18 protein-coding genes are annotated in these 16,972 nt (G+C 69.6%); 7 read left to right on the top strand and 11 right to left on the bottom strand.

From position 1 onward, the window contains the following. Positions 1-90: 90 nt before the first annotated feature. The 3 genes from ACFVT5_RS25755 to ACFVT5_RS25745 all read left to right on the top strand — a co-directional run bounded on the left by ACFVT5_RS25755 (position 91) and on the right by ACFVT5_RS25745 (position 1,874). Positions 91-576, top strand: a complete 486-nt coding sequence (locus tag ACFVT5_RS25755; RefSeq protein WP_389892495.1) for a phage holin family protein — start codon at positions 91-93, stop codon at positions 574-576. After that, positions 573-1,520 (top strand): alpha/beta fold hydrolase, encoded by a 948-nt coding sequence (locus tag ACFVT5_RS25750; protein WP_389892493.1) that lies wholly within the window; start codon positions 573-575, stop codon positions 1,518-1,520. The genes ACFVT5_RS25755 and ACFVT5_RS25750 overlap by 4 nt, the downstream gene beginning before the upstream one ends. Positions 1,521-1,685: 165 nt before the next feature. Beyond that, positions 1,686-1,874, top strand: coding sequence for a hypothetical protein (locus ACFVT5_RS25745; protein ID WP_389892490.1), 189 nt, complete (start codon positions 1,686-1,688; stop codon positions 1,872-1,874). A gap of 74 nt (positions 1,875-1,948) precedes the next feature. On the opposite strand, the gene ACFVT5_RS25740 is transcribed toward ACFVT5_RS25745, so the two are convergent. From ACFVT5_RS25740 to nth, 3 genes are all read right to left on the bottom strand, one after another. Beyond that, positions 1,949-3,148: a MarP family serine protease gene (locus tag ACFVT5_RS25740; protein WP_389892488.1), complete on the bottom strand. Its 1,200-nt coding sequence runs from the start codon at positions 3,146-3,148 to the stop codon at positions 1,949-1,951. Between the two features lie 151 nt (positions 3,149-3,299). Next, complete coding sequence (locus tag ACFVT5_RS25735; RefSeq protein ID WP_389892485.1) at positions 3,300-4,046, bottom strand: NUDIX hydrolase; 747 nt, start codon at positions 4,044-4,046, stop codon at positions 3,300-3,302. A gap of 79 nt (positions 4,047-4,125) precedes the next feature. After that, positions 4,126-5,145, bottom strand: coding sequence for an endonuclease III (gene nth, locus ACFVT5_RS25730; RefSeq protein WP_389892482.1), 1,020 nt, complete (start codon positions 5,143-5,145; stop codon positions 4,126-4,128). A gap of 319 nt (positions 5,146-5,464) precedes the next feature. Between nth and ACFVT5_RS25725 the strand changes: the two genes are divergently transcribed. Further along, positions 5,465-6,139, top strand: coding sequence for a Crp/Fnr family transcriptional regulator (locus ACFVT5_RS25725; protein WP_016642758.1), 675 nt, complete (start codon positions 5,465-5,467; stop codon positions 6,137-6,139). A 43-nt stretch (positions 6,140-6,182) separates the two neighbouring features. Here ACFVT5_RS25725 and ACFVT5_RS25720 read toward each other — a convergent pair whose 3' ends face one another. From ACFVT5_RS25720 to ACFVT5_RS25700, 5 genes are all read right to left on the bottom strand, one after another. After that, positions 6,183-7,013 carry an MBL fold metallo-hydrolase gene (locus ACFVT5_RS25720; protein WP_389892478.1) on the bottom strand — a complete coding sequence of 277 codons (831 nt, stop codon included), beginning with the start codon at positions 7,011-7,013 and terminating at the stop codon, positions 6,183-6,185. Further along, positions 7,013-7,900 carry an NUDIX hydrolase gene (locus ACFVT5_RS25715; RefSeq protein ID WP_389892475.1) on the bottom strand — a complete coding sequence of 296 codons (888 nt, stop codon included), beginning with the start codon at positions 7,898-7,900 and terminating at the stop codon, positions 7,013-7,015. Before ACFVT5_RS25715 ends, ACFVT5_RS25720 begins: the two co-directional genes overlap by 1 nt. A 78-nt stretch (positions 7,901-7,978) precedes the next feature. Beyond that, positions 7,979-8,446: a RidA family protein gene (locus ACFVT5_RS25710; RefSeq protein WP_389892472.1), complete on the bottom strand. Its 468-nt coding sequence runs from the start codon at positions 8,444-8,446 to the stop codon at positions 7,979-7,981. Next, positions 8,443-8,604, bottom strand: a complete 162-nt coding sequence (locus ACFVT5_RS25705) for a DUF4177 domain-containing protein (protein ID WP_075033571.1) — start codon at positions 8,602-8,604, stop codon at positions 8,443-8,445. Before ACFVT5_RS25705 ends, ACFVT5_RS25710 begins: the two co-directional genes overlap by 4 nt. 51 nt (positions 8,605-8,655) lie before the next feature. Beyond that, positions 8,656-9,480, bottom strand: coding sequence for a lipase family protein (locus tag ACFVT5_RS25700; RefSeq protein ID WP_389892469.1), 825 nt, complete (start codon positions 9,478-9,480; stop codon positions 8,656-8,658). 188 nt (positions 9,481-9,668) lie between these two features. Here ACFVT5_RS25700 and ACFVT5_RS25695 point away from each other — a divergent pair, with 188 nt between their 5' ends. Together ACFVT5_RS25695 and ACFVT5_RS25690 are read left to right on the top strand one after the other, a co-directional pair. Beyond that, entirely contained in the window at positions 9,669-10,670 is a 1,002-nt protein-coding gene (locus ACFVT5_RS25695) for an ArsA-related P-loop ATPase (RefSeq protein ID WP_389892466.1), read from the top strand. Then, on the top strand, positions 10,667-12,199 hold the full coding sequence (locus ACFVT5_RS25690; RefSeq protein ID WP_389892463.1) for an ArsA family ATPase: 1,533 nt from the start codon (positions 10,667-10,669) through the stop codon (positions 12,197-12,199). The genes ACFVT5_RS25695 and ACFVT5_RS25690 overlap by 4 nt, the downstream gene beginning before the upstream one ends. Before the next feature lie 46 nt (positions 12,200-12,245). Here ACFVT5_RS25690 and ACFVT5_RS25685 read toward each other — a convergent pair whose 3' ends face one another. Beyond that, on the bottom strand, positions 12,246-12,653 hold the full coding sequence (locus ACFVT5_RS25685) for a WhiB family transcriptional regulator (RefSeq protein WP_389892460.1): 408 nt from the start codon (positions 12,651-12,653) through the stop codon (positions 12,246-12,248). A gap of 476 nt (positions 12,654-13,129) precedes the next feature. Here ACFVT5_RS25685 and ACFVT5_RS25680 point away from each other — a divergent pair, with 476 nt between their 5' ends. After that, positions 13,130-15,385: a transglycosylase domain-containing protein gene (locus ACFVT5_RS25680; RefSeq protein ID WP_389892457.1), complete on the top strand. Its 2,256-nt coding sequence runs from the start codon at positions 13,130-13,132 to the stop codon at positions 15,383-15,385. 169 nt (positions 15,386-15,554) lie between these two features. Here ACFVT5_RS25680 and ACFVT5_RS25675 read toward each other — a convergent pair whose 3' ends face one another. Together ACFVT5_RS25675 and ACFVT5_RS25670 are read right to left on the bottom strand one after the other, a co-directional pair. Then, positions 15,555-16,043 (bottom strand): DUF2690 domain-containing protein, encoded by a 489-nt coding sequence (locus tag ACFVT5_RS25675; RefSeq protein ID WP_389892455.1) that lies wholly within the window; start codon positions 16,041-16,043, stop codon positions 15,555-15,557. A gap of 409 nt (positions 16,044-16,452) precedes the next feature. Further along, on the bottom strand, positions 16,453-16,917 hold the full coding sequence (locus tag ACFVT5_RS25670) for a GatB/YqeY domain-containing protein (protein ID WP_389892452.1): 465 nt from the start codon (positions 16,915-16,917) through the stop codon (positions 16,453-16,455). Between the last annotated feature and the right edge of the window lie 55 nt (positions 16,918-16,972).

Raw genomic sequence — 16,972 nt, 5'->3', positions numbered from 1 at the left:
ACCGTCGGCGGACCGAAGCATGGAACAGCCGTCGAGTCAGCTGGAGCATCCGTGGAGTCAGCGAACCGCGGCAGAAAGAGGGAGAACGCGATGAGCGCACCCGACGGCCCCGTCGGCGCCGACCGGAGCATCGGCAAGCTGGTGGCCTCGGCGGCCGGCGAGATGTCGGCGCTGGTGCACGACGAGATCGCCCTGGCCAAGGCCCAGTTGCGGCAGGACGTCAAACGCGGTGCCGTCGGCGGCGGCGCCTTCGGGGCGGCCGGTGCCGTCCTGATCTTCTCGCTGCCCATGCTGAGCTTCGCCCTTGCGTACGGGATCAACTCCTGGAGCGGCTGGCACCTCTCGGTGTGCTTCGTGCTGTCCTTCGCGGCGAATGTCCTGGTGGCCGGGCTCCTCGCCCTGGTCGGGCTGTACTTCGTGAAGAAGGCCAAGAAGGGGCAGGGTCCGCAGAAGGCGGTCGCGTCGGCGAAGGAGACCGCGGCCCTCCTCCAGAACGCCAAACCGCACCCCCGTGAGGTGACGGCGGGCGATGACGTCCTGGACAGGCCCGCGCTTGTGGCACGCTCGACGTCATGACGGATCCCGCCCCCCATTCGGCGCAACCCACGTCGGCCGTACGGATAGAAGGCCCCTGGACCCATCGCGACGTGGCCGCCAATGGCGCCCGCTTCCATATCGCGGAGCTGGGCGACGGGCCGCTGGTGCTGCTGCTGCACGGATTCCCGGAGTTCTGGTGGTCCTGGCGCCATCAGCTGGTGGCGCTCGCCGACGCCGGATTCCGGGCGGTCGCGATGGACCTGCGCGGTGTGGGCGGCAGCGACCGCACCCCGCGCGGCTACGACCCGGCGAATCTCGCGCTCGACATCACCGGCGTCGTACGGTCGCTCGGCGAGCCGGACGCGGCGCTCGTCGGGCACGACCTGGGCGGCTATCTGGCGTGGACGGCGGCCGTGATGCGGCCCAAGCTGGTGCGCCGGCTCGTCGTGTCGTCGATGCCGCACCCCCGGCGCTGGCGGTCCGCGATGCTGTCGGACTTCAAGCAGACCGCCGCCGGCTCCTACATCTGGGGGTTCCAGCGACCCTGGCTGCCGGAGCGTCAACTCGTCGCGGACGACGGGGCGCTGGTCGGCCGGCTGATCCGGGACTGGTCGGGGCCCCGCCTCACGGAGTTCCCTGACGACCAGGTGATCGACGCGTACCGGCGGGCGATGTGTATCCCCTCGACGGCGCACTGCGCGATCGAGCCGTACCGGTGGATGATCCGGTCGATCCTGCGGCCGGACGGCATCCAGTTCAACCGGCGCATGAAGCGGCCGGTGCGGGTGCCGACGCTGCATCTGCACGGCTCGCTCGATCCGGTGACCCGCACGCGCAGCGCCGCCGGATCCGGCGAGTACGTCGAAGCGCCCTACCGCTGGCGGCTGTTCGACGGGCTCGGACACTTCCCGCACGAGGAGGATCCGGTGGCCTTCTCCACCGAACTGGTGAACTGGCTGAAGGACCCCGAACCGGACCGCTGAGCGCCTGTTCCCCGGGCCCGGGGAGCTACCGGAAGCCCGTCTTCCCGCACTACGGGAACCGCTACGGGAACGCCTGTCCGACGAACAGCCAATTGCCCCGCGCATAGGCCAATTGGGGGGCGTGGGGGCGGTTACCGACCTTGAGGCACGGGCAGACGTCGGGGTATGGGCTGGACGCACGACTACAGTGACGCAGCACGCAACCGCCGCTCGGCCTCAGCGCTGACCGCCCGTCAACAGGGCGGTCCGGGGGATCCGGGCGATAGGCATACCGCGCAGGCCATCGGGATCCCGCGCATCCTGCGCCGAAGGGCCCGCTGGGTGTCCGCACGGCTGCGGCATACCCGGGGCTGACGCGGCACACACCCGGGCCGAGCCCCGCGACCCGGGCCGAGCCCCGCGCGCGATGCCGTAGCTCTACGGGGGCTCTACAGGGCACATCCCTGACTGTCGACCTGCTGGTTGGCGGTACGGCCCGCCTCGATGTCCTCACGTACCTCGTCGGCGGTGAGCGCGTACCCCGTCTGAGGGTCGTCCAGGGACTTCGCGAACACCACGCCGTACACCTTGCCGTCCGGGGTGAGCAGCGGGCCGCCGGAGTTGCCCTGGCGGACGGTCGCGTACAGCGAGTACACATCGCGGCGCACGGTGCCCCGGTGGTAGATGTCGGGGCCGTTGGCGGTGATCTGGCCGCGTACCCGGGCGGGGCGGACGTCGTACGAGCCGTTCTCCGGGAAGCCCGCGACGATCGCGCTGTTGCCGCTGGCCGCCTCGGACGACGTGAACTGGAGCGCGGGCGCCCGCAGGTTCGGTACGTCGAGTACGGCGATGTCGCGCTGCCAGTCGTAGAGGACGACCTTGGCGTCGTACAGCCGGCCCTCGCCGCCGATCTGGACGGTGGGCTCGTCCACGCCGCCGACCACGTGGGCGTTGGTCATGACGCGGCGGTCCGAGAAGACGAAGCCGGTGCCTTCCAGGACCTTGCCGCAGCTCTGGGCCGTGCCCATGACCTTCACGATGGACCGCTTGGCGTTCGCGGCGACCGCGCTGTTGGCGAGCGCCGGGTCCGGGGGCTGGACGTCCTGGATCGGCTCGTTCGCGAAGGGGCTGAAGACCTGCGGGAAGCCGTTCTGCGCGAGGACCGACGAGAAGTCCGCGAACCAGGTGTCGGCCTGCGAGGGCAGTACGCGGGAGACCCCGAGCAGCACCTTGGAGCTGCGGACCTCCTTGCCGAGCGTCGGCAGTGTGGTCCCCGCGAGGGCCGAGCCGATCAGCCAGGCGACGAGGAGCATCGCCACCACGTTGACGAGGGCGCCGCCCGTGGCGTCCAGGGCTCGGGCCGGGGACCATGTGATGTGCCGGCGCAGTTTGTTGCCGAGGTGGGTGGTGAACGCCTGCCCGACCGACGCGCAGACGATGACCGCGACCACCGCGACGACGGCCGCCGTCGTGGAGACCTGGGCGTCGTCCGTGACCGCCCCCCAGATCACCGGCAGCAGATAGACGGCGACGAGACCGCCGCCGATGAAGCCGGTGACCGACAGGATGCCGACGACGAAACCCTGGCGGTAGCCGACGATCGCGAACCAGATGGCGGCGACCAGCAGCAGGATGTCCAGCACATTCACCGTTTCAAGCCTCGCCTTTACCTCGCCGCCTGCGCCTGCCCGAGTCCGGCCGGGGGCCTAGGTCGGGGGCCTAGGGCCTCTCGTCTGGATCATGCCGGGCCCGTGGGGCCCATGACGGTCCCACGGAATTGCGGCACGGGCGCCCACCTTGTCATGAGCGCCAGTCCAGTGGGACCTGCTTGGTGCGGTCCCACGGGCGCTCCCAGCCCGCGTAGTGCAGGATGCGGTCGATCACTCCGGCGGTAAAACCCCAGACCAGAGCCGATTCGACGAGGAAAGCCGGACCCTCGTGACCTCTCGGATGCACGGCTGTGGCCCGCTTCTCGGGATCCGTGAGATCCGCCACGGGAACCGTGAAGACCCGGGCGGTCTCGGCCGGGTCGACCACACCGACCGGCGTGGGCTCGCGCCACCAGCCGAGGACCGGGGTCACCACGAAGGCGCTCACCGGGATGTACAGCTTGGGCAGCACGCCGAAGAGCTGGACCCCGGCGGGGTCGAGCCCGGTCTCCTCACGGGCCTCGCGCAGCGCGGCGCGCAGCGGGCCCTCGCCCCGCGGGTCGCCGTCCTCGGGGTCCAGGGAGCCACCGGGGAAGGACGGCTGCCCGGCGTGCGATCTGAGGGAACTCGCGCGCTCCATGAGCAGCAGCTCGGGGCCGCGGGCGCCCTCGCCGAACAGGATCAGTACGGCGGACTGGCGGCCCGCACCGTCCTCGGGCGGCAGGAAGCGGCTCAGCTGGTCCGGCTCGACCGTGGCGGCGGCGCGCGCCACCGGATCCAGCCAGTCGGGCAGCCCAGCGGTGGTCACCGGCACGGCGTCCGTGCCGGTGCCGTGGTGGCTGCCGTAGTGACGGCCGTGATGGCTGCTGTGGTGAATGTCGCCGCTCGTGTGCCTCATCGGCACCCCCGTCCGTCTGAGCGCAATGCCCGCGCTGAGCACAACGCCCGCGGGGTCGCGGATCGTTCCGCCTGTGCCGTCATCCGGCGTTTCCCGCCGAGGGCGGCGCGCCCAGCGGGGGTGCGGGAAGGCCGCCCGCGTCGAGGTACGACCGCGGGGGCTTCAGGCGCTGGCCCGGGAAGCCGCCCTTCTCGTACTTCAGCAGCTTCCTGGCCTTCTCCGGGTCGGTCTCGCCCTCTCCGTACGCCGGGCAGAGCGGGGCGATCGGACAGGCGCCGCAGGCGGGCTTGCGGGCGTGGCAGATGCGGCGGCCGTGGAAGATCACACGGTGCGACAGCATCGTCCACTCGCTCTTCGGGAACAGCTCACCGACGGCGGCCTCGACCTTCTCCGGGTCGGTCTCCTCGGTCCACTTCCAGCGCCGGACGAGACGCCCGAAGTGCGTGTCCACGGTGATTCCGGGGTGCCCGAAGGCGTTGCCGAGTACGACGAACGCCGTCTTGCGGCCGACACCGGGCAGCTTGACGAGGTCCTTCACCGTGTCGGGGACCTCGCCGCCGAAGTCGTCGCGCAGCGCGGTGGCCAGACCCATGATCGATTTGGTCTTGGCGCGGAAGAAGCCGGTGGGCCGGATCAGCTCCTCGACGACGGTCGGGTCGGCGGCGGCCAGGTCCTCCGGGGTCGGATACGCGTCGAAGAGTGCGGGCGTGGTCTGGTTGACCCTCAGATCGGTGGTCTGCGCGGAGAGCACGGTGGCCACGAGGAGCTGGAACGGGTTCTCGAAGTCCAGCTCCGGGTGGGCGTACGGGTAGACCTCGGCCAGCTCGCGGTTGATCCGGCGGGCCCGGCGGACGAGGGCGGCTCTGCTCTCGGGCTTGGCGGCCTTGACGGCTGTCTTCTTGGCCGGGGGCTTCTCCACGACAGCCTTCTTGGCCGGTGCCTTCTTGGCCGGTGCCTTTTTGGCCGGTGCCTTTTCGGTGGCGGCCTTCTTGACTGCCGTCGCCTTCGTGGCCGCCGTCGCCTTCTTGGCGGGGGCCTTCTTCGCGGGGGTCGCCTTTGCTGTCGTTTTCCTGGCCGCCGTCTTCTCGGTCTCCGACACGGTCGCCCTCTTCGTACTCGCGGGAGGATTTGTCCCATTTGTCTGGTGCGCCGAGAGGTGTTCGCCCACAGCGGAATTACGTCGTCCAACCACCCGCCCGGCCCCCTCCGCCTGTGCTCTCACTGGTGATTTGGACACCCGGCCAGCCTAAAGCCCGGCACTGACATGTGCCCCGGACCCAGCGGATGAGCCCCCAATTGGCCCCCTCCCGCACAGCATGGGACGCACGTGCGGCAGACTTGTGACTGATCACACTGTATGGACCGTCCGGCAAGATGGGGAGCACGGTCCCCTGAGCAGGTCGACAAGGAGAGTACTCGTGGACGACGTTCTACGGCGCGCCCCGCTCTTCGCGGCGCTCGATGACGAGCAGGCCGCGGAACTTCGCGCCTCCATGAGTGAGGTGACCCTCGCGCGCGGAGACGCGCTGTTCCACGAGGGTGACCCCGGCGACCGCCTGTACGTGGTCACCGAGGGCAAGGTGAAGCTGCACCGGACATCCCCGGACGGCCGAGAGAACATGCTGGCGGTGCTCGGCCCCGGCGAACTGATCGGCGAGCTGTCGCTGTTCGACCCGGGTCCGCGCACGGCGACGGCCAGCGCGCTGACCGAGGTGAAGCTGCTCGGCCTCGGCCACGGCGACCTCCAGCCCTGGCTGAACGCCCGCCCGGAGGTGGCCGCCGCCCTGCTGCGCGCCGTCGCCCGGCGCCTGCGCAAGACCAACGACCAGATGTCCGACCTGGTCTTCTCGGACGTGCCCGGCCGGGTCGCCCGCGCGCTCCTGGACCTCTCCCGCCGCTTCGGCGTGCAGTCCGAGGAGGGCATCCACGTGGTGCACGACCTGACGCAGGAGGAGCTGGCCCAGTTGGTCGGCGCGTCCCGCGAGACGGTCAACAAGGCGCTCGCGGACTTCGCCGGCCGTGGCTGGCTCCGCCTTGAGGCCCGCGCGGTGATCCTGCTCGACGTCGAACGCCTGGCCAAGCGCTCCCGCTGACCCGAAGGCCCGTCTCAGAAAGGGCCGTCTCAGAAAGGCCCGCTCAGATCAGGCCGTGCTCGCCCAGGTACTCCAACTGGGCGCGTACCGACCACTCCGCGGCGGGCCACAAGGAGCGGTCCACGTCGGCGTACACGCGCGCGACGATCTCCTCGGCCGTGCGGTAGCCGTTCTCGACCGCCGTCTCGACCTGGGCCAGTCGGTGCGCCCGGTGCGCGAGGTAGAACTCGACGGCGCCCTGTGCGTCGTCGAGTACGGGACCGTGGCCCGGCAGCACCGTTTGGACGCCGTCGTCGACCGTGAGGGAGCGCAGGCGGCGCAGCGAGTCCAGGTAGTCGCCGAGGCGGCCGTCGGGGTGCGCGACCACCGTCGTACCGCGTCCGAGGATCGTGTCGCCCGTCAGGACGGCGCGGTCGGCGGGGAGATGGAAGCAGAGCGAGTCCGAGGTGTGGCCGGGGGTCGGTACGACGCGTAGTTCCAGGCCGCCGACCCTGACGACGTCACCCGCGGCCAGGCCCTCGTCGCCGAGCCGCAGCGCCGGGTCCAGGGCCCGTACCTTCGTGTCCGTCAGTTCCGCGAAGCGGGCCGCGCCCTCCGCGTGGTCCGGGTGGCCGTGCGTGAGAAGGGTCAGCGCGATCCGCTTACCCGCCTGCTCGGCGGTCTCCACGACGTGCCGCAGATGGCCCTCGTCCAGCGGTCCCGGGTCGATCACCACGGCGAGCGGCGAGTCCGGCTCCGCCAGGATCCAGGTGTTGGTGCCGTCGAGGGTCATCGCGGAGGCGTTGGGCGCGAGGACGTTGACGGCGCGGGCGGTGGCGGGCCCGGAGACGACTCCGCCCCTCGGCTGCCCGGGAAGTGCGGCGGCCTCGGTCATCAGGACCCACTCCCTCCGGTGGATGCGCCGCCCGGGGCGATACGGATCGTGAACTCGTCGTGGCCCGGCCAGGTCAGTACCAGTGCGTCGTCGTCCGCCAGATGGGCCTGGGCCAGTACCGGGGTGAGGTCGACCGTCGCGGCGGCGGACAGCGCGTCGGCGGCGGACCCGTACGCGGTGAGGTGCCGCAGGGTCGCGATCGTCGGGGGCAGCATCAGCAGTTCGCCCTTGTCGTAGCGGGCGACGGCGTCGGACGGGTGGATCCAGACCGTGCGGTCGGCCTCCGTGGTGGCGTTGCGGGTGCGCTGCCCTGCCGGGAGTACGGCGACGAAGAACCAGGTGTCGTAGCGCCTCGGTTCGAACTCCGGGGTGATCCAGCGGGCCCAGGCGCCGAGCAGGTCGGAACGGAGCACCAGGCCGCGGCGGTCGAGGAACTCCGCGAAGGACAGGTCGTGCGCGACCAGGGCCGCGCGGTCCGCCTCCCAGTCGTCGCCGGTCGTGTCGGACACGACGGCGTCCGCGGAGGGGCCGGCGAGCAGGACGCCCGCCTCCTCGTAGGTCTCGCGTACCGCCGCGCAGACGATCGCCTGGGCGGCTGACTCGTCGACGCCCAGGCGGGTCGACCACTCCGCGCGCGTGGGGCCCGCCCAGCGCACGTGGTGGTCGTCGTCGCGGGGGTCCACACCGCCGCCCGGGTAGGCGTACGCTCCGCCGGCGAAGGCCATCGAGGCGGCTCGGCGGAGCATGTGTACGGTCGGGCCGGTCGGGGTGTCCTTCAGGAGCAGGACCGTCGACGCGCGTTTCGCCGGGGCGGGGGTGAGGGTGCCGGTCGCCAGGGCGCGGATTCTTGCCGGCCATTCCGGGGGGTACCACTGCCCATCTGCCATGGGCGGAGGCTATCTCGGGGCGGGCGAATGTTCGAGGGGGGATCCCCCCTCGAACTCCCCCCTGACCTCAGCGGTTGGTCAGTTCTCCAGTTCTACCTGGAGTTCGATTTCCACCGGGGCGTCCAGCGGAAGGACCGCTACCCCCACCGCGCTTCTCGCGTGCACGCCTTTGTCGCCCAAAACCGCCGCCAGGAGTTCGCTGGCGCCGTTGAGCACGCCGGGCTGGCCGGTGAAGTCGGTCGCCGACGCGACGAAGCCGACGACCTTCACGACTCGCGCGATGCGGTCCAGGTCACCGGCGACCGACTTGACGGCGGCGAGTGCGTTCAGGGCGCAGATGCGGGCCAGGTCCTTGGCCTCGTCGGCCGTGACCTCGGCGCCCACCTTGCCGGTGACCGGGAGCTTGCCGTCCACCATGGGGAGCTGGCCCGCCGTGTAGACGTACACACCGGTCCGCACGGCGGGCTGGTACGCGGCGAGCGGCGGGACAACGCCGGGCAGGGTCAGGCCCAGCTCGGCGAGTTTCGCCTCGACGGCGCCGCTCACGCGCTCTTCTCCCGCTTCAGATAGGCCACGAGCTGCTCGGGGTTGTTCGGTCCGGGCACGACCTGGACGAGTTCCCAGCCGTCCTCGCCCCAGGTGTCCAGAATCTGCTTCGTGGCATGGACGAGCAGCGGCACGGTGGCGTATTCCCATTTGGTCATGCGGCCGACTGTATCCGTTGCCGGGTGCGGCCCTCAGCCGAGGTGGGACGGTCAGCCGAGGCTCTTGCCCAGGGCGTCGACGTAGCGGTGGATGAAGTGGTCGCGTACCCCGTCCGAGGTCGGTGCCAGGGGGTCGGCGGTGAGACCCTTTGAGCGGTCCGTCAGGCTGCCGACCAGGGTCATGGATTCGCGGATCCGGCCGCCGGAGTCGATGTACCGCAGGGTGTCGACATGCGTGAACGCGGGCTCCGGCGGGAGCTGCGGCACGATGTCGTTGTTGTTGACGAAGCGGTACATGCGCTCTTTGAAGCCCTTGTTGAACGCGGCGGCGAGCAGCCGGTCGCAGGTGCGGGGCTGGCCGTAGGTGTAGACGCCGTCGGCGCGCAGGCCCGGCTCCTCCAGGTACATGCGCGCCCCGGCGAGCATCGCGAGGGCTCCGCCGAGGCTGTGTCCGGTGAACCACACCGTCTGGTTTCGGGTGCGGAGTTCGGCGAGGGTGTCGCGTACCTGGGGATAGATGGAGTCGAGGGCCTTCGCGAAGCCGTAGTGGACGAAGCCGGTCTGCTTCGGTCCCGGCCACGGCGGTGTGGAGGCGTCCGAGAGCCAGTCGCGGATCTGCGCGGGTTCGGTGCCACGGAAGGCGGTGATGATCATGTCGTCGCCGGCGACGGTGTACGCCTGGGTGTCCTCAAGGGGGAACGGCGGGGTGAACGCGGTGTGGTGGTGCCGCACCTGGTCGAAGCCCCATTGCCGGGCCCGCTCCTCGATGGTGGCCTCGTCCTTGTAGGCCAGGTCGGACGCCTGGGCGAGCCAGTAGGCGTGCGCCAGGCTGTAGCCGGTCGCGTGGTGGTCGATCGTCGTGGGCGGTACGGGCATCGGGGGTCCTCCCGGGCAGGGGTGAGGGGTGCTTCCTGAGGCCGTCGTACCGGTCCCTTCGACCCGTCGGGCCGGAACCCCGCCGCCCGTCACCCGAAAGCCGGACCCGGCACCGGGCCGTACGGCGCACCCCGCAGACATCACCCCGGAGCCACGCCGGTGCCGACGGAGGAATTAGGCTCGAATGCGTGAGCAGGTTCCAGGTCGTCAGCGGTAAGGGCGGTACCGGCAAGAGCACGGTCGCCGCGGCCCTCGCGCTCGCCCTCGCGACGGAGGGGAAACGTACCCTCCTGGTCGAGGTCGAGGGCCGGCAGGGCATCGCGCAGCTCTTCGAGACGGAGTCGCTGCCGTACGAGGAGCGGAAGATCGCGGTGGCTCCCGGGGGCGGGGAGGTGTACGCGCTGGCCATCGACCCCGAACTGGCGCTCCTGGACTACCTCCAGATGTTCTACAAGCTGGGCGGTGCGGGCCGCGCCCTGAAGAAGCTCGGTGCCATCGACTTCGCGACCACCGTGGCGCCGGGGCTGCGGGACGTACTGCTGACCGGCAAGGCGTGCGAGGCGGTGCGCCGCAAGGACAAGCGCGGCCGGTTCGCGTACGACCATGTCGTGATGGACGCGCCGCCGACCGGCCGGATCACCCGCTTCCTCAATGTGAACGACGAGGTCGCCGGGCTCGCGAAGATCGGCCCGATACACAACCAGGCGCAGGCCGTGATGCGGGTCCTCAAGTCACCCGAGACGGCCGTGCACCTGGTGACCCTGCTTGAGGAGATGCCGGTCCAGGAGACCGCGGACGGCATCGGCGAGCTGCGCGCCGCCCGGCTCCCGGTCGGCCGGATCATCGTCAACATGGTCCGCCCGGAGCTGCTGGACGACGACGCTCTTGATCTCGTACGCGGCCATGGCCACGGCAAGGTCCCCCGTACGGCGATCGCCAAGTCGCTGTCCGCTGCCGGTCTTGGCGGCGCCCGCAAAGGCGGGAACGCGCAGAAGCTGGTCGACCCGCTCCTCGCGCAGGCCGGCGAGTACGCGGAGCGGCACGCTTTGGAGCAGGCCCAGCGGGCCGTCCTCATGGACCTCGGGCTGCCCTTGCGGGAACTGCCGTTGCTGACCGAGGGAATGGATCTCGCGGGGCTCTACCGGCTCGCCAAGGAACTGCGGAAGCAAGGAGTCCAAGGAGTCTCATGACACCGGACCCGACACCGGACTCGACACCGGACCCGACACCGGACCCGACATCGCACGGTCAGCGCGGCACTCTCGACGACGACGCCCGGACCGTGCTCGACATCGACTCGCTGATCGATGACCCCAGGACCCGTATCGTCGTGTGCTGCGGCGCGGGCGGGGTCGGCAAGACCACCACGGCGGCGGCTCTCGGGCTGCGGGCCGCCGAGCGCGGGCGCAAGGTCGTCGTGCTGACGATCGATCCGGCGCGCAGGCTGGCCCAGTCGATGGGCATCGACTCGCTCGACAACACCCCGCGCCGGGTGAAGGGCATCGCCGACGGCTCGGGCGGTGAGCTGCACGCGATGATGCTCGACATGAAGCGGACCTTCGACGAGATCGTGGAGGCGCACGCGGACCCGGAGCGGGCGCGGGCGATCCTGGAGAACCCCTTCTACCAGTCCCTGTCGGCCGGTTTCGCGGGCACGCAGGAGTACATGGCGATGGAGAAGCTGGGCCAGTTGCGGGCCCGTGACCAGTGGGACCTCATCGTCGTGGACACCCCGCCGTCCCGTTCGGCGCTGGACTTCCTGGACGCGCCGAAACGTCTCGGCTCCTTCCTGGACGGCAAACTGATCCGGGTCCTGATGGCGCCCGCGAAGGTCGGCGGCCGGGCCGGGATGAAGTTCCTGAACGTCGGCATGTCGATGATGACCGGCGCCCTGGGCAAGGTGCTCGGCGGGCAACTGCTGCGGGACGTGCAGACGTTCGTGGCCGCGATGGACACGATGTTCGGCGGGTTCCGCACCCGCGCCGACGCCACGTACCGGCTGCTCCAGGCGCCCGGCACCGCCTTCCTGGTGGTGGCGGCCCCGGAGCGGGACGCGCTGCGTGAGGCGGCGTACTTCGTGGAGCGGCTGGCCGCCGAGGACATGCCGCTGGCCGGTCTCGTACTCAACCGGGTGCACGGCAGCGGTGCCGCGCAGCTGTCGGCCGAACGGTCACTGTCGGCGGCCGAGCACCTGGTCGCCGAGAGCGTCGCCGAGAGCAGCGAGCAGCCCACCACGGAGGGCTCTGCGGGCGGCTCCGTGGACGGCGCTGCGGACAGCTCCGCGGGCGGCTCTGCGGAAGGCTCCGCGGAAGGCTCCGCGAGCAGCTCTGCGGGCGGCTCCAGGACCGGCTCGGATACCGGCTTCGAGACCGGGTCCACAGAAAATCTTGAAGACGGCCGCATTGTGGATCAGGGGGACGGGAAAGCTGGAGTTCGTAACACTCCTGACTCTCCCGATGACCCCACGAACTCCACGAACTCCCCGGAAGCAGCCGGAAGTTCGGCCCGACTGACCATCGGGCTGCTGAAGCTGCACGCCGAACGTATGCAGTTGCTGGCACGCGAACAGCGCACGCGCGACCGTTTCACCGCCCTGCACCCGGAGGTGGCGGTGACCGAGGTGGCCGCGCTGCCCGGTGATGTCCACGATCTCGCGGGTCTGCGCGACATCGCGGACCGGCTCGCGGCCGAGGGTCCCCCGGCCGGAGCTACTGCGTGATCCCGGCGGCGGCCGTGTTCGGCGACACGCCGGCGGTCGGTTCGGCCTACCCCACGGCCGCGTAGCTCTCGTACGTCTCCTCGTCGTCCATGTTGTCGACGTCGTCGATGTCATGCATGTCATGGATGTCATCGATCTCGCCGATGGCGTCGATGTTCACGGGCAGCAGGCCCGTGCCACGCTCGTACTCGGAGCGCGCGGTCTCCAGGAGGTTGCGCCACGATGTGACGGTGGGCCTCCTGCGCAACAGGGCGCGGCGTTCCCTCTCGGTCATGCCGCCCCACACGCCGAACTCGACGCGGTTGTCCAGCGCGTCGGCCAGGCACTCCGTGCGCACCGGGCATCCGGTGCACACCGCCTTGGCCCTGTTCTGCGCTGCTCCTTGTACGAACAGTTCATCCGGATCGGTAGTGCGGCAGGCCGCCTGCGCACTCCAGTCGGTTACCCAGCCCATACCGGCGCCGTCCTCTCCCGAATCGAGGCTCCCCCACGGCGGCAGCGGCATATTCACCGCCGCCAGTTGAGGACGTTACGGAAGGCGGGGACAGCGCAACACCCCCTTCGGGCCCAATCTTGAATGGTCCGAACGGACTATGCGTACGCGGCAGATCACCCAACGGAGTGAGCTGGGGGCATGCGCGACTTATCCCACAAATTGGGACAGTTCAGTTGAGTCACAACGGACGCCAGGTGACACATGAGGCGGAATCGGGCCCATGTTCCGCCACTCGGCCGTACCTTCACCGTGGTCATCGGCGCCCATGACTCCGTCAGCTTCGGGTTACTTCGGGAGGCTTGCCGAGACTTCGGGCGGTCATGAAGGTTTAAGAGCCCAGGGGTTGATACACGGCCGCACTGCTGTGACAGTTGGGAGCAGCTTAGGCCAAGGCATATACGCGTGTCCGGCGAATGAGAACGTAGGCTGCCCCCATGGCAAACAAGCGCTCGGGCGGTGGTCTGTCTCCCACGCAGCAGGCCGCCAAATTCCTCGGTGTCAGTGTGCTCGCGGGAGCTGTGCTGGCCGGTATCGCGCTGCCCGCGGCGGGCGCGCTCGGACTCGCGGCCAAGGGATCAGTCGAGGGATTCGACGAGATTCCGGCCAATCTCAAGCGACCCCCGCTGAGTCAGCGGACCACGATCCTGGACGCCGAGGGCGGGCAGATCGCCACGGTCTACTCCCGTGACCGCACGGTGGTCGCACTCAAGGACATCTCGCCCTATATGCAGAAGGCGATCGTCGCGATCGAGGACTCACGGTTCTACGAGCACGGCGCGGTCGACGCCAAGGGCATCCTGCGCGCGCTCAACCAGAACGCGCAGAGCGGCGGCGTCACCCAGGGCGCGTCCACCCTCACCCAGCAGTATGTGAAGAACGTCTTCGTCGAGGAGGCGGGCGACGACCCGACGAAGGTCGCGGAGGCCACCCAGCAGACCCTCGGCCGCAAGATCCGCGAGCTGAAGATGGCGATCCAGGTCGAGGACAAGCTCGGCAAGAAGCGGATCCTGGAGAACTACCTCAACATCACCTTCTTCGGGCAGCAGGCGTACGGCATCGAGGCCGCGGCCCAGCGGTACTTCTCGAAGCCCGCCAAGGACCTGAAGCTCCAGGAGGCCGCGCTGCTCGCCGGCGTCGTCCAGTCGCCGAGCCGGTACGACCCGGTGAACGACGAGGCAGAGGCCACCAAGCGGCGCAATATCGTCCTCCAGCGGATGGCCGAGACCAAGGACATCTCGCAGGCGGACGCCGACAAGGCCAAGGAGACCCCGCTCGGCCTCAAGGTCAGCCAGCCCCAGAACGGCTGCATCACCGCGGTCAAGGGCGCCGGCTTCTTCTGCGACTACGTCCGCAAGGTCTTCCTCACCGACCCGGTCTTCGGCAAGACCCAGGAGGATCGCGCCAAGCTCTGGAACCGGGGTGGCCTGACGATCCGTACGACACTGGACCCGCAGGCCCAGGAGTCGGTGCAGGCATCGCTGAAGGACCACGTCAACCAGTCGGACTCGGTCGCGTCGGCGGCCACGCTGGTCGAGCCGGGCAGCGGCAAGATCCTCGGCATGGGCCAGACGAAGCCGTACGGCTCCGGCAAGAACGAGACCGAGATCAACTACTCGGTCGACCGGAGCATGGGCGGCTCGAACTACGGCTTCCCGACCGGTTCGACGTTCAAGCCGTTCGTGGCGGCTGCCGCTCTGGAGCAGGGCAAGCCGGTGACGCAGGAGTACCCGTCGCCGTTCGAGATGGACTATCCCAGCCCCGTACAGACATGCAGCGGCAAGCCCTGGATCAACCAGAACGGCGAATCCGTCCCGAACGAGGACGAGTCGGAGGTCGGCCCGTACCGGCTGAAGGAGGCCATGGCGAAGTCGGTCAACACCTACTTCGTGGAGATGGTCGCCGACATCGGCCTCTGCCCGCTGATGAAGATGGCCGACGGCCTGCACATCGTGCAGGGCAACGGTGAGAAGCTCCCCGAGATGCCCGCCATCGCGCTCGGCTCGAAGGGCATCTCCCCGCTGACCATGGCGAGCGCCTACGCCGCCTTCGCGACCCGGGGCACGTACTGCACGCCGATCGCCGTCGCGTCGATCACCGGTCCCGACGGCAAGTCGATGCCGGTCCCGAAGTCGACGTGCTCGAAGGTGATGAGCGAGAAGACCGCGGACAGCATCAACACGCTGCTGAGCGGTGTGATCGACTCCGGTACCGGTCAGCAGGCGGGTCTCACCGACCGCGCCAACGCCGGTAAGACCGGTACGACGGACGAGCGCAAGAACGCCTGGTTCGTCGGCTACACGCCGAACCTGTCGGGCGCCGTCTGGGTCGGCAGCGGCACGCAGCAGGTCAAGATGGTGCGGATCACCATCGGCGGCGTCTACCACGACGAGGTCTACGGCGGTCAGGTGCCGGGTCCGATCTGGCGGGACGCGATGACCGGCGCCCTGTCGGGCAAGGACTCGCCCGGCTTCAACCTCGTCAACATCCCGGACGGCGGGAAGGACAAGGGCAAGGGTGACAACGGTGGCGGCGGAGGTGGCCGCGACGACGGCAAGCCCGGCGACACCACGGGCGCGACCGGCGGTCCCTTCCCCGGTATCTCCCTCCCGCCGAATCTGATCGGCGGGGGCGGGAACGGGGGCGGCGGCAACGGAGGCGGCTGGAACGGGACCGGAGGCCGCCGGGGATGACTCGGTGACCCGCCCCGCATGAAATGTGCCCCACCCATTCCGGGTGGGGCACATTCCATTTCGCGCGAGCCTCAGGAGATGACGAGAGTAAGGAGATCGCGAGGCTCAGGATATGACGAGTCGGAGACTACGAGTCGTAGATGACGAGTCGTAGATGACGAGTCGGGGATTACGAGTCCGTACCGCGGAAGGGGGTGCAGCTCGTCTTGTTGGACCGCTTCTCCGTGGCGCACGCGCGCACCATGTACCCCTTGCCGCCGACCATATTGGTCCAGTCGTGCACGCCGTCCGCAATGGTCACGGTACGACGGGTGATAAGTACCGTACGGTCCGGATTCCACTTCTCCACCGAGATCGTGGCCGCGTACTTCGAGTCTCCGGTACGCGCCCAGCCCGCCCAGCACTTGTTGCTCCAGCGCAGCTCGAAGTCGGTTCTGCCACCGCCCGTCGAGTAGACCTCGCCCACCACGACGGTGTGCGCGTCCGCGTCACACCCCATGGCGACGGGGCCCTTGTTCTCACACCCGGTGCCGTTACAGCCGACCGCGCTCGCGGTACCGGCGAGCGGGATCATCGTGAGAACGGCCGCGGCGGCCGGAACCAGCGCGAACCGGGCGAGCCGCCTTGACTTGGTCGAATTCTGAGAAACCTTCATCATTCCCCTTTTCCCCTATTTCCATGCGTGACACGCGCACGAGTTCTCGGGCACGCCAAAGCGCGACCGCACAAACAGAACCCCGAATATCCAGCCCCCGTACGCTCGTCGCATTTCATGCGCAGAAACGAACACGAGCAGGATACCCAGCCATACGTGCGGCAGCAATGGAGAATTACCGGCAGGAAATGCCTATTCCGCAATTTCGTACACCGAGCGGACGTATTCGCCAGAAAATAGACGTGGGGCCCTGCCCCCGGACGTGAGGACACGGGGGGCAGGGCCCGAACGAGAGGGAAGTCGGGGGTGAGGCGAGGGGGCGGGGCCGAGGGGCGGGGCCGGGGGGACGCCCGGCTGTGGCGGCGGTGGTGGCTGTGGTGGCTGTGGCGGCTGTGGCGGCTGTGGCGGCTGCTCAGCCGGCCAGGAGCTGCTTCACGAGGGCGGCGACGCGACCGCCCTCGGCGAGGCCCGCGACCTTCGGGTTCACGATCTTCATGACCTGGCCCATGGCGCGCGGCCCCTCGGCGCCCGCGGCCTTGGCCTCCTCAACGGCCTGCGCCACGATCGCGCGCAGCTCGTCGTCGGAGAGCTGCTTCGGCAGATACTCGGCGAGGACCTCGCCCTCCACCTTCTCCCGCTCGGCCTGCTCGGCGCGTCCGCCCTTCGCGAACGCCTCGGCGGCCTCGCGCCGCTTCTTCGCCTCGCGGGCGATCACCTTCCGCACCTCGTCGTCGGACAGCTCGCGCGCCGAGGTGCCCGCGACCTCTTCCTTGGAGATCGCGGTCAGGGTCAGCCGGAGCGTCGAGGAGCGCAGTTCGTCGCGCCCCTTGATGGCGGCCGTGAGGTCTTCCTTGAGCTTCGACTTGAGGGTGGTCATGGCCTGATTGTCGCAGGTACGGAAGTGCCGGTGCCCGCGGATTTACGGGGTACCG

The sequence above is a fragment of the Streptomyces sp. NPDC058001 genome, assembly GCF_042886315.1.
Classification (GTDB): domain Bacteria; phylum Actinomycetota; class Actinomycetes; order Streptomycetales; family Streptomycetaceae; genus Streptomyces.
This window is presented reverse-complemented; position numbering and strand designations above follow the sequence as displayed.

Bases quoted from the DNA above. Each gene is read 5' to 3' on its own strand.
- ACFVT5_RS25755 (WP_389892495.1), top strand. From the start codon at position 91: ATGAGCGCACCCGACGGCCCCGTCGGCGCCGACCGGAGCATCGGCAAG.
- ACFVT5_RS25750 (WP_389892493.1), top strand. From the start codon at position 573: ATGACGGATCCCGCCCCCCATTCGGCGCAACCCACGTCGGCCGTACGG.
- ACFVT5_RS25745 (WP_389892490.1), top strand. From the start codon at position 1,686: ATGGGCTGGACGCACGACTACAGTGACGCAGCACGCAACCGCCGCTCG.
- ACFVT5_RS25735 (WP_389892485.1), bottom strand. From the start codon at position 4,046: ATGAGGCACACGAGCGGCGACATTCACCACAGCAGCCATCACGGCCGT.
- ACFVT5_RS25720 (WP_389892478.1), bottom strand. From the start codon at position 7,013: ATGACCGAGGCCGCCGCACTTCCCGGGCAGCCGAGGGGCGGAGTCGTC.
- ACFVT5_RS25715 (WP_389892475.1), bottom strand. From the start codon at position 7,900: ATGGCAGATGGGCAGTGGTACCCCCCGGAATGGCCGGCAAGAATCCGC.
- ACFVT5_RS25705 (WP_075033571.1), bottom strand. From the start codon at position 8,604: ATGACCAAATGGGAATACGCCACCGTGCCGCTGCTCGTCCATGCCACG.
- ACFVT5_RS25700 (WP_389892469.1), bottom strand. From the start codon at position 9,480: ATGCCCGTACCGCCCACGACGATCGACCACCACGCGACCGGCTACAGC.
- ACFVT5_RS25690 (WP_389892463.1), top strand. From the start codon at position 10,667: ATGACACCGGACCCGACACCGGACTCGACACCGGACCCGACACCGGAC.
- ACFVT5_RS25685 (WP_389892460.1), bottom strand. From the start codon at position 12,653: ATGGGCTGGGTAACCGACTGGAGTGCGCAGGCGGCCTGCCGCACTACC.
- ACFVT5_RS25680 (WP_389892457.1), top strand. From the start codon at position 13,130: ATGGCAAACAAGCGCTCGGGCGGTGGTCTGTCTCCCACGCAGCAGGCC.
- ACFVT5_RS25675 (WP_389892455.1), bottom strand. From the start codon at position 16,043: ATGATGAAGGTTTCTCAGAATTCGACCAAGTCAAGGCGGCTCGCCCGG.
- ACFVT5_RS25670 (WP_389892452.1), bottom strand. From the start codon at position 16,917: ATGACCACCCTCAAGTCGAAGCTCAAGGAAGACCTCACGGCCGCCATC.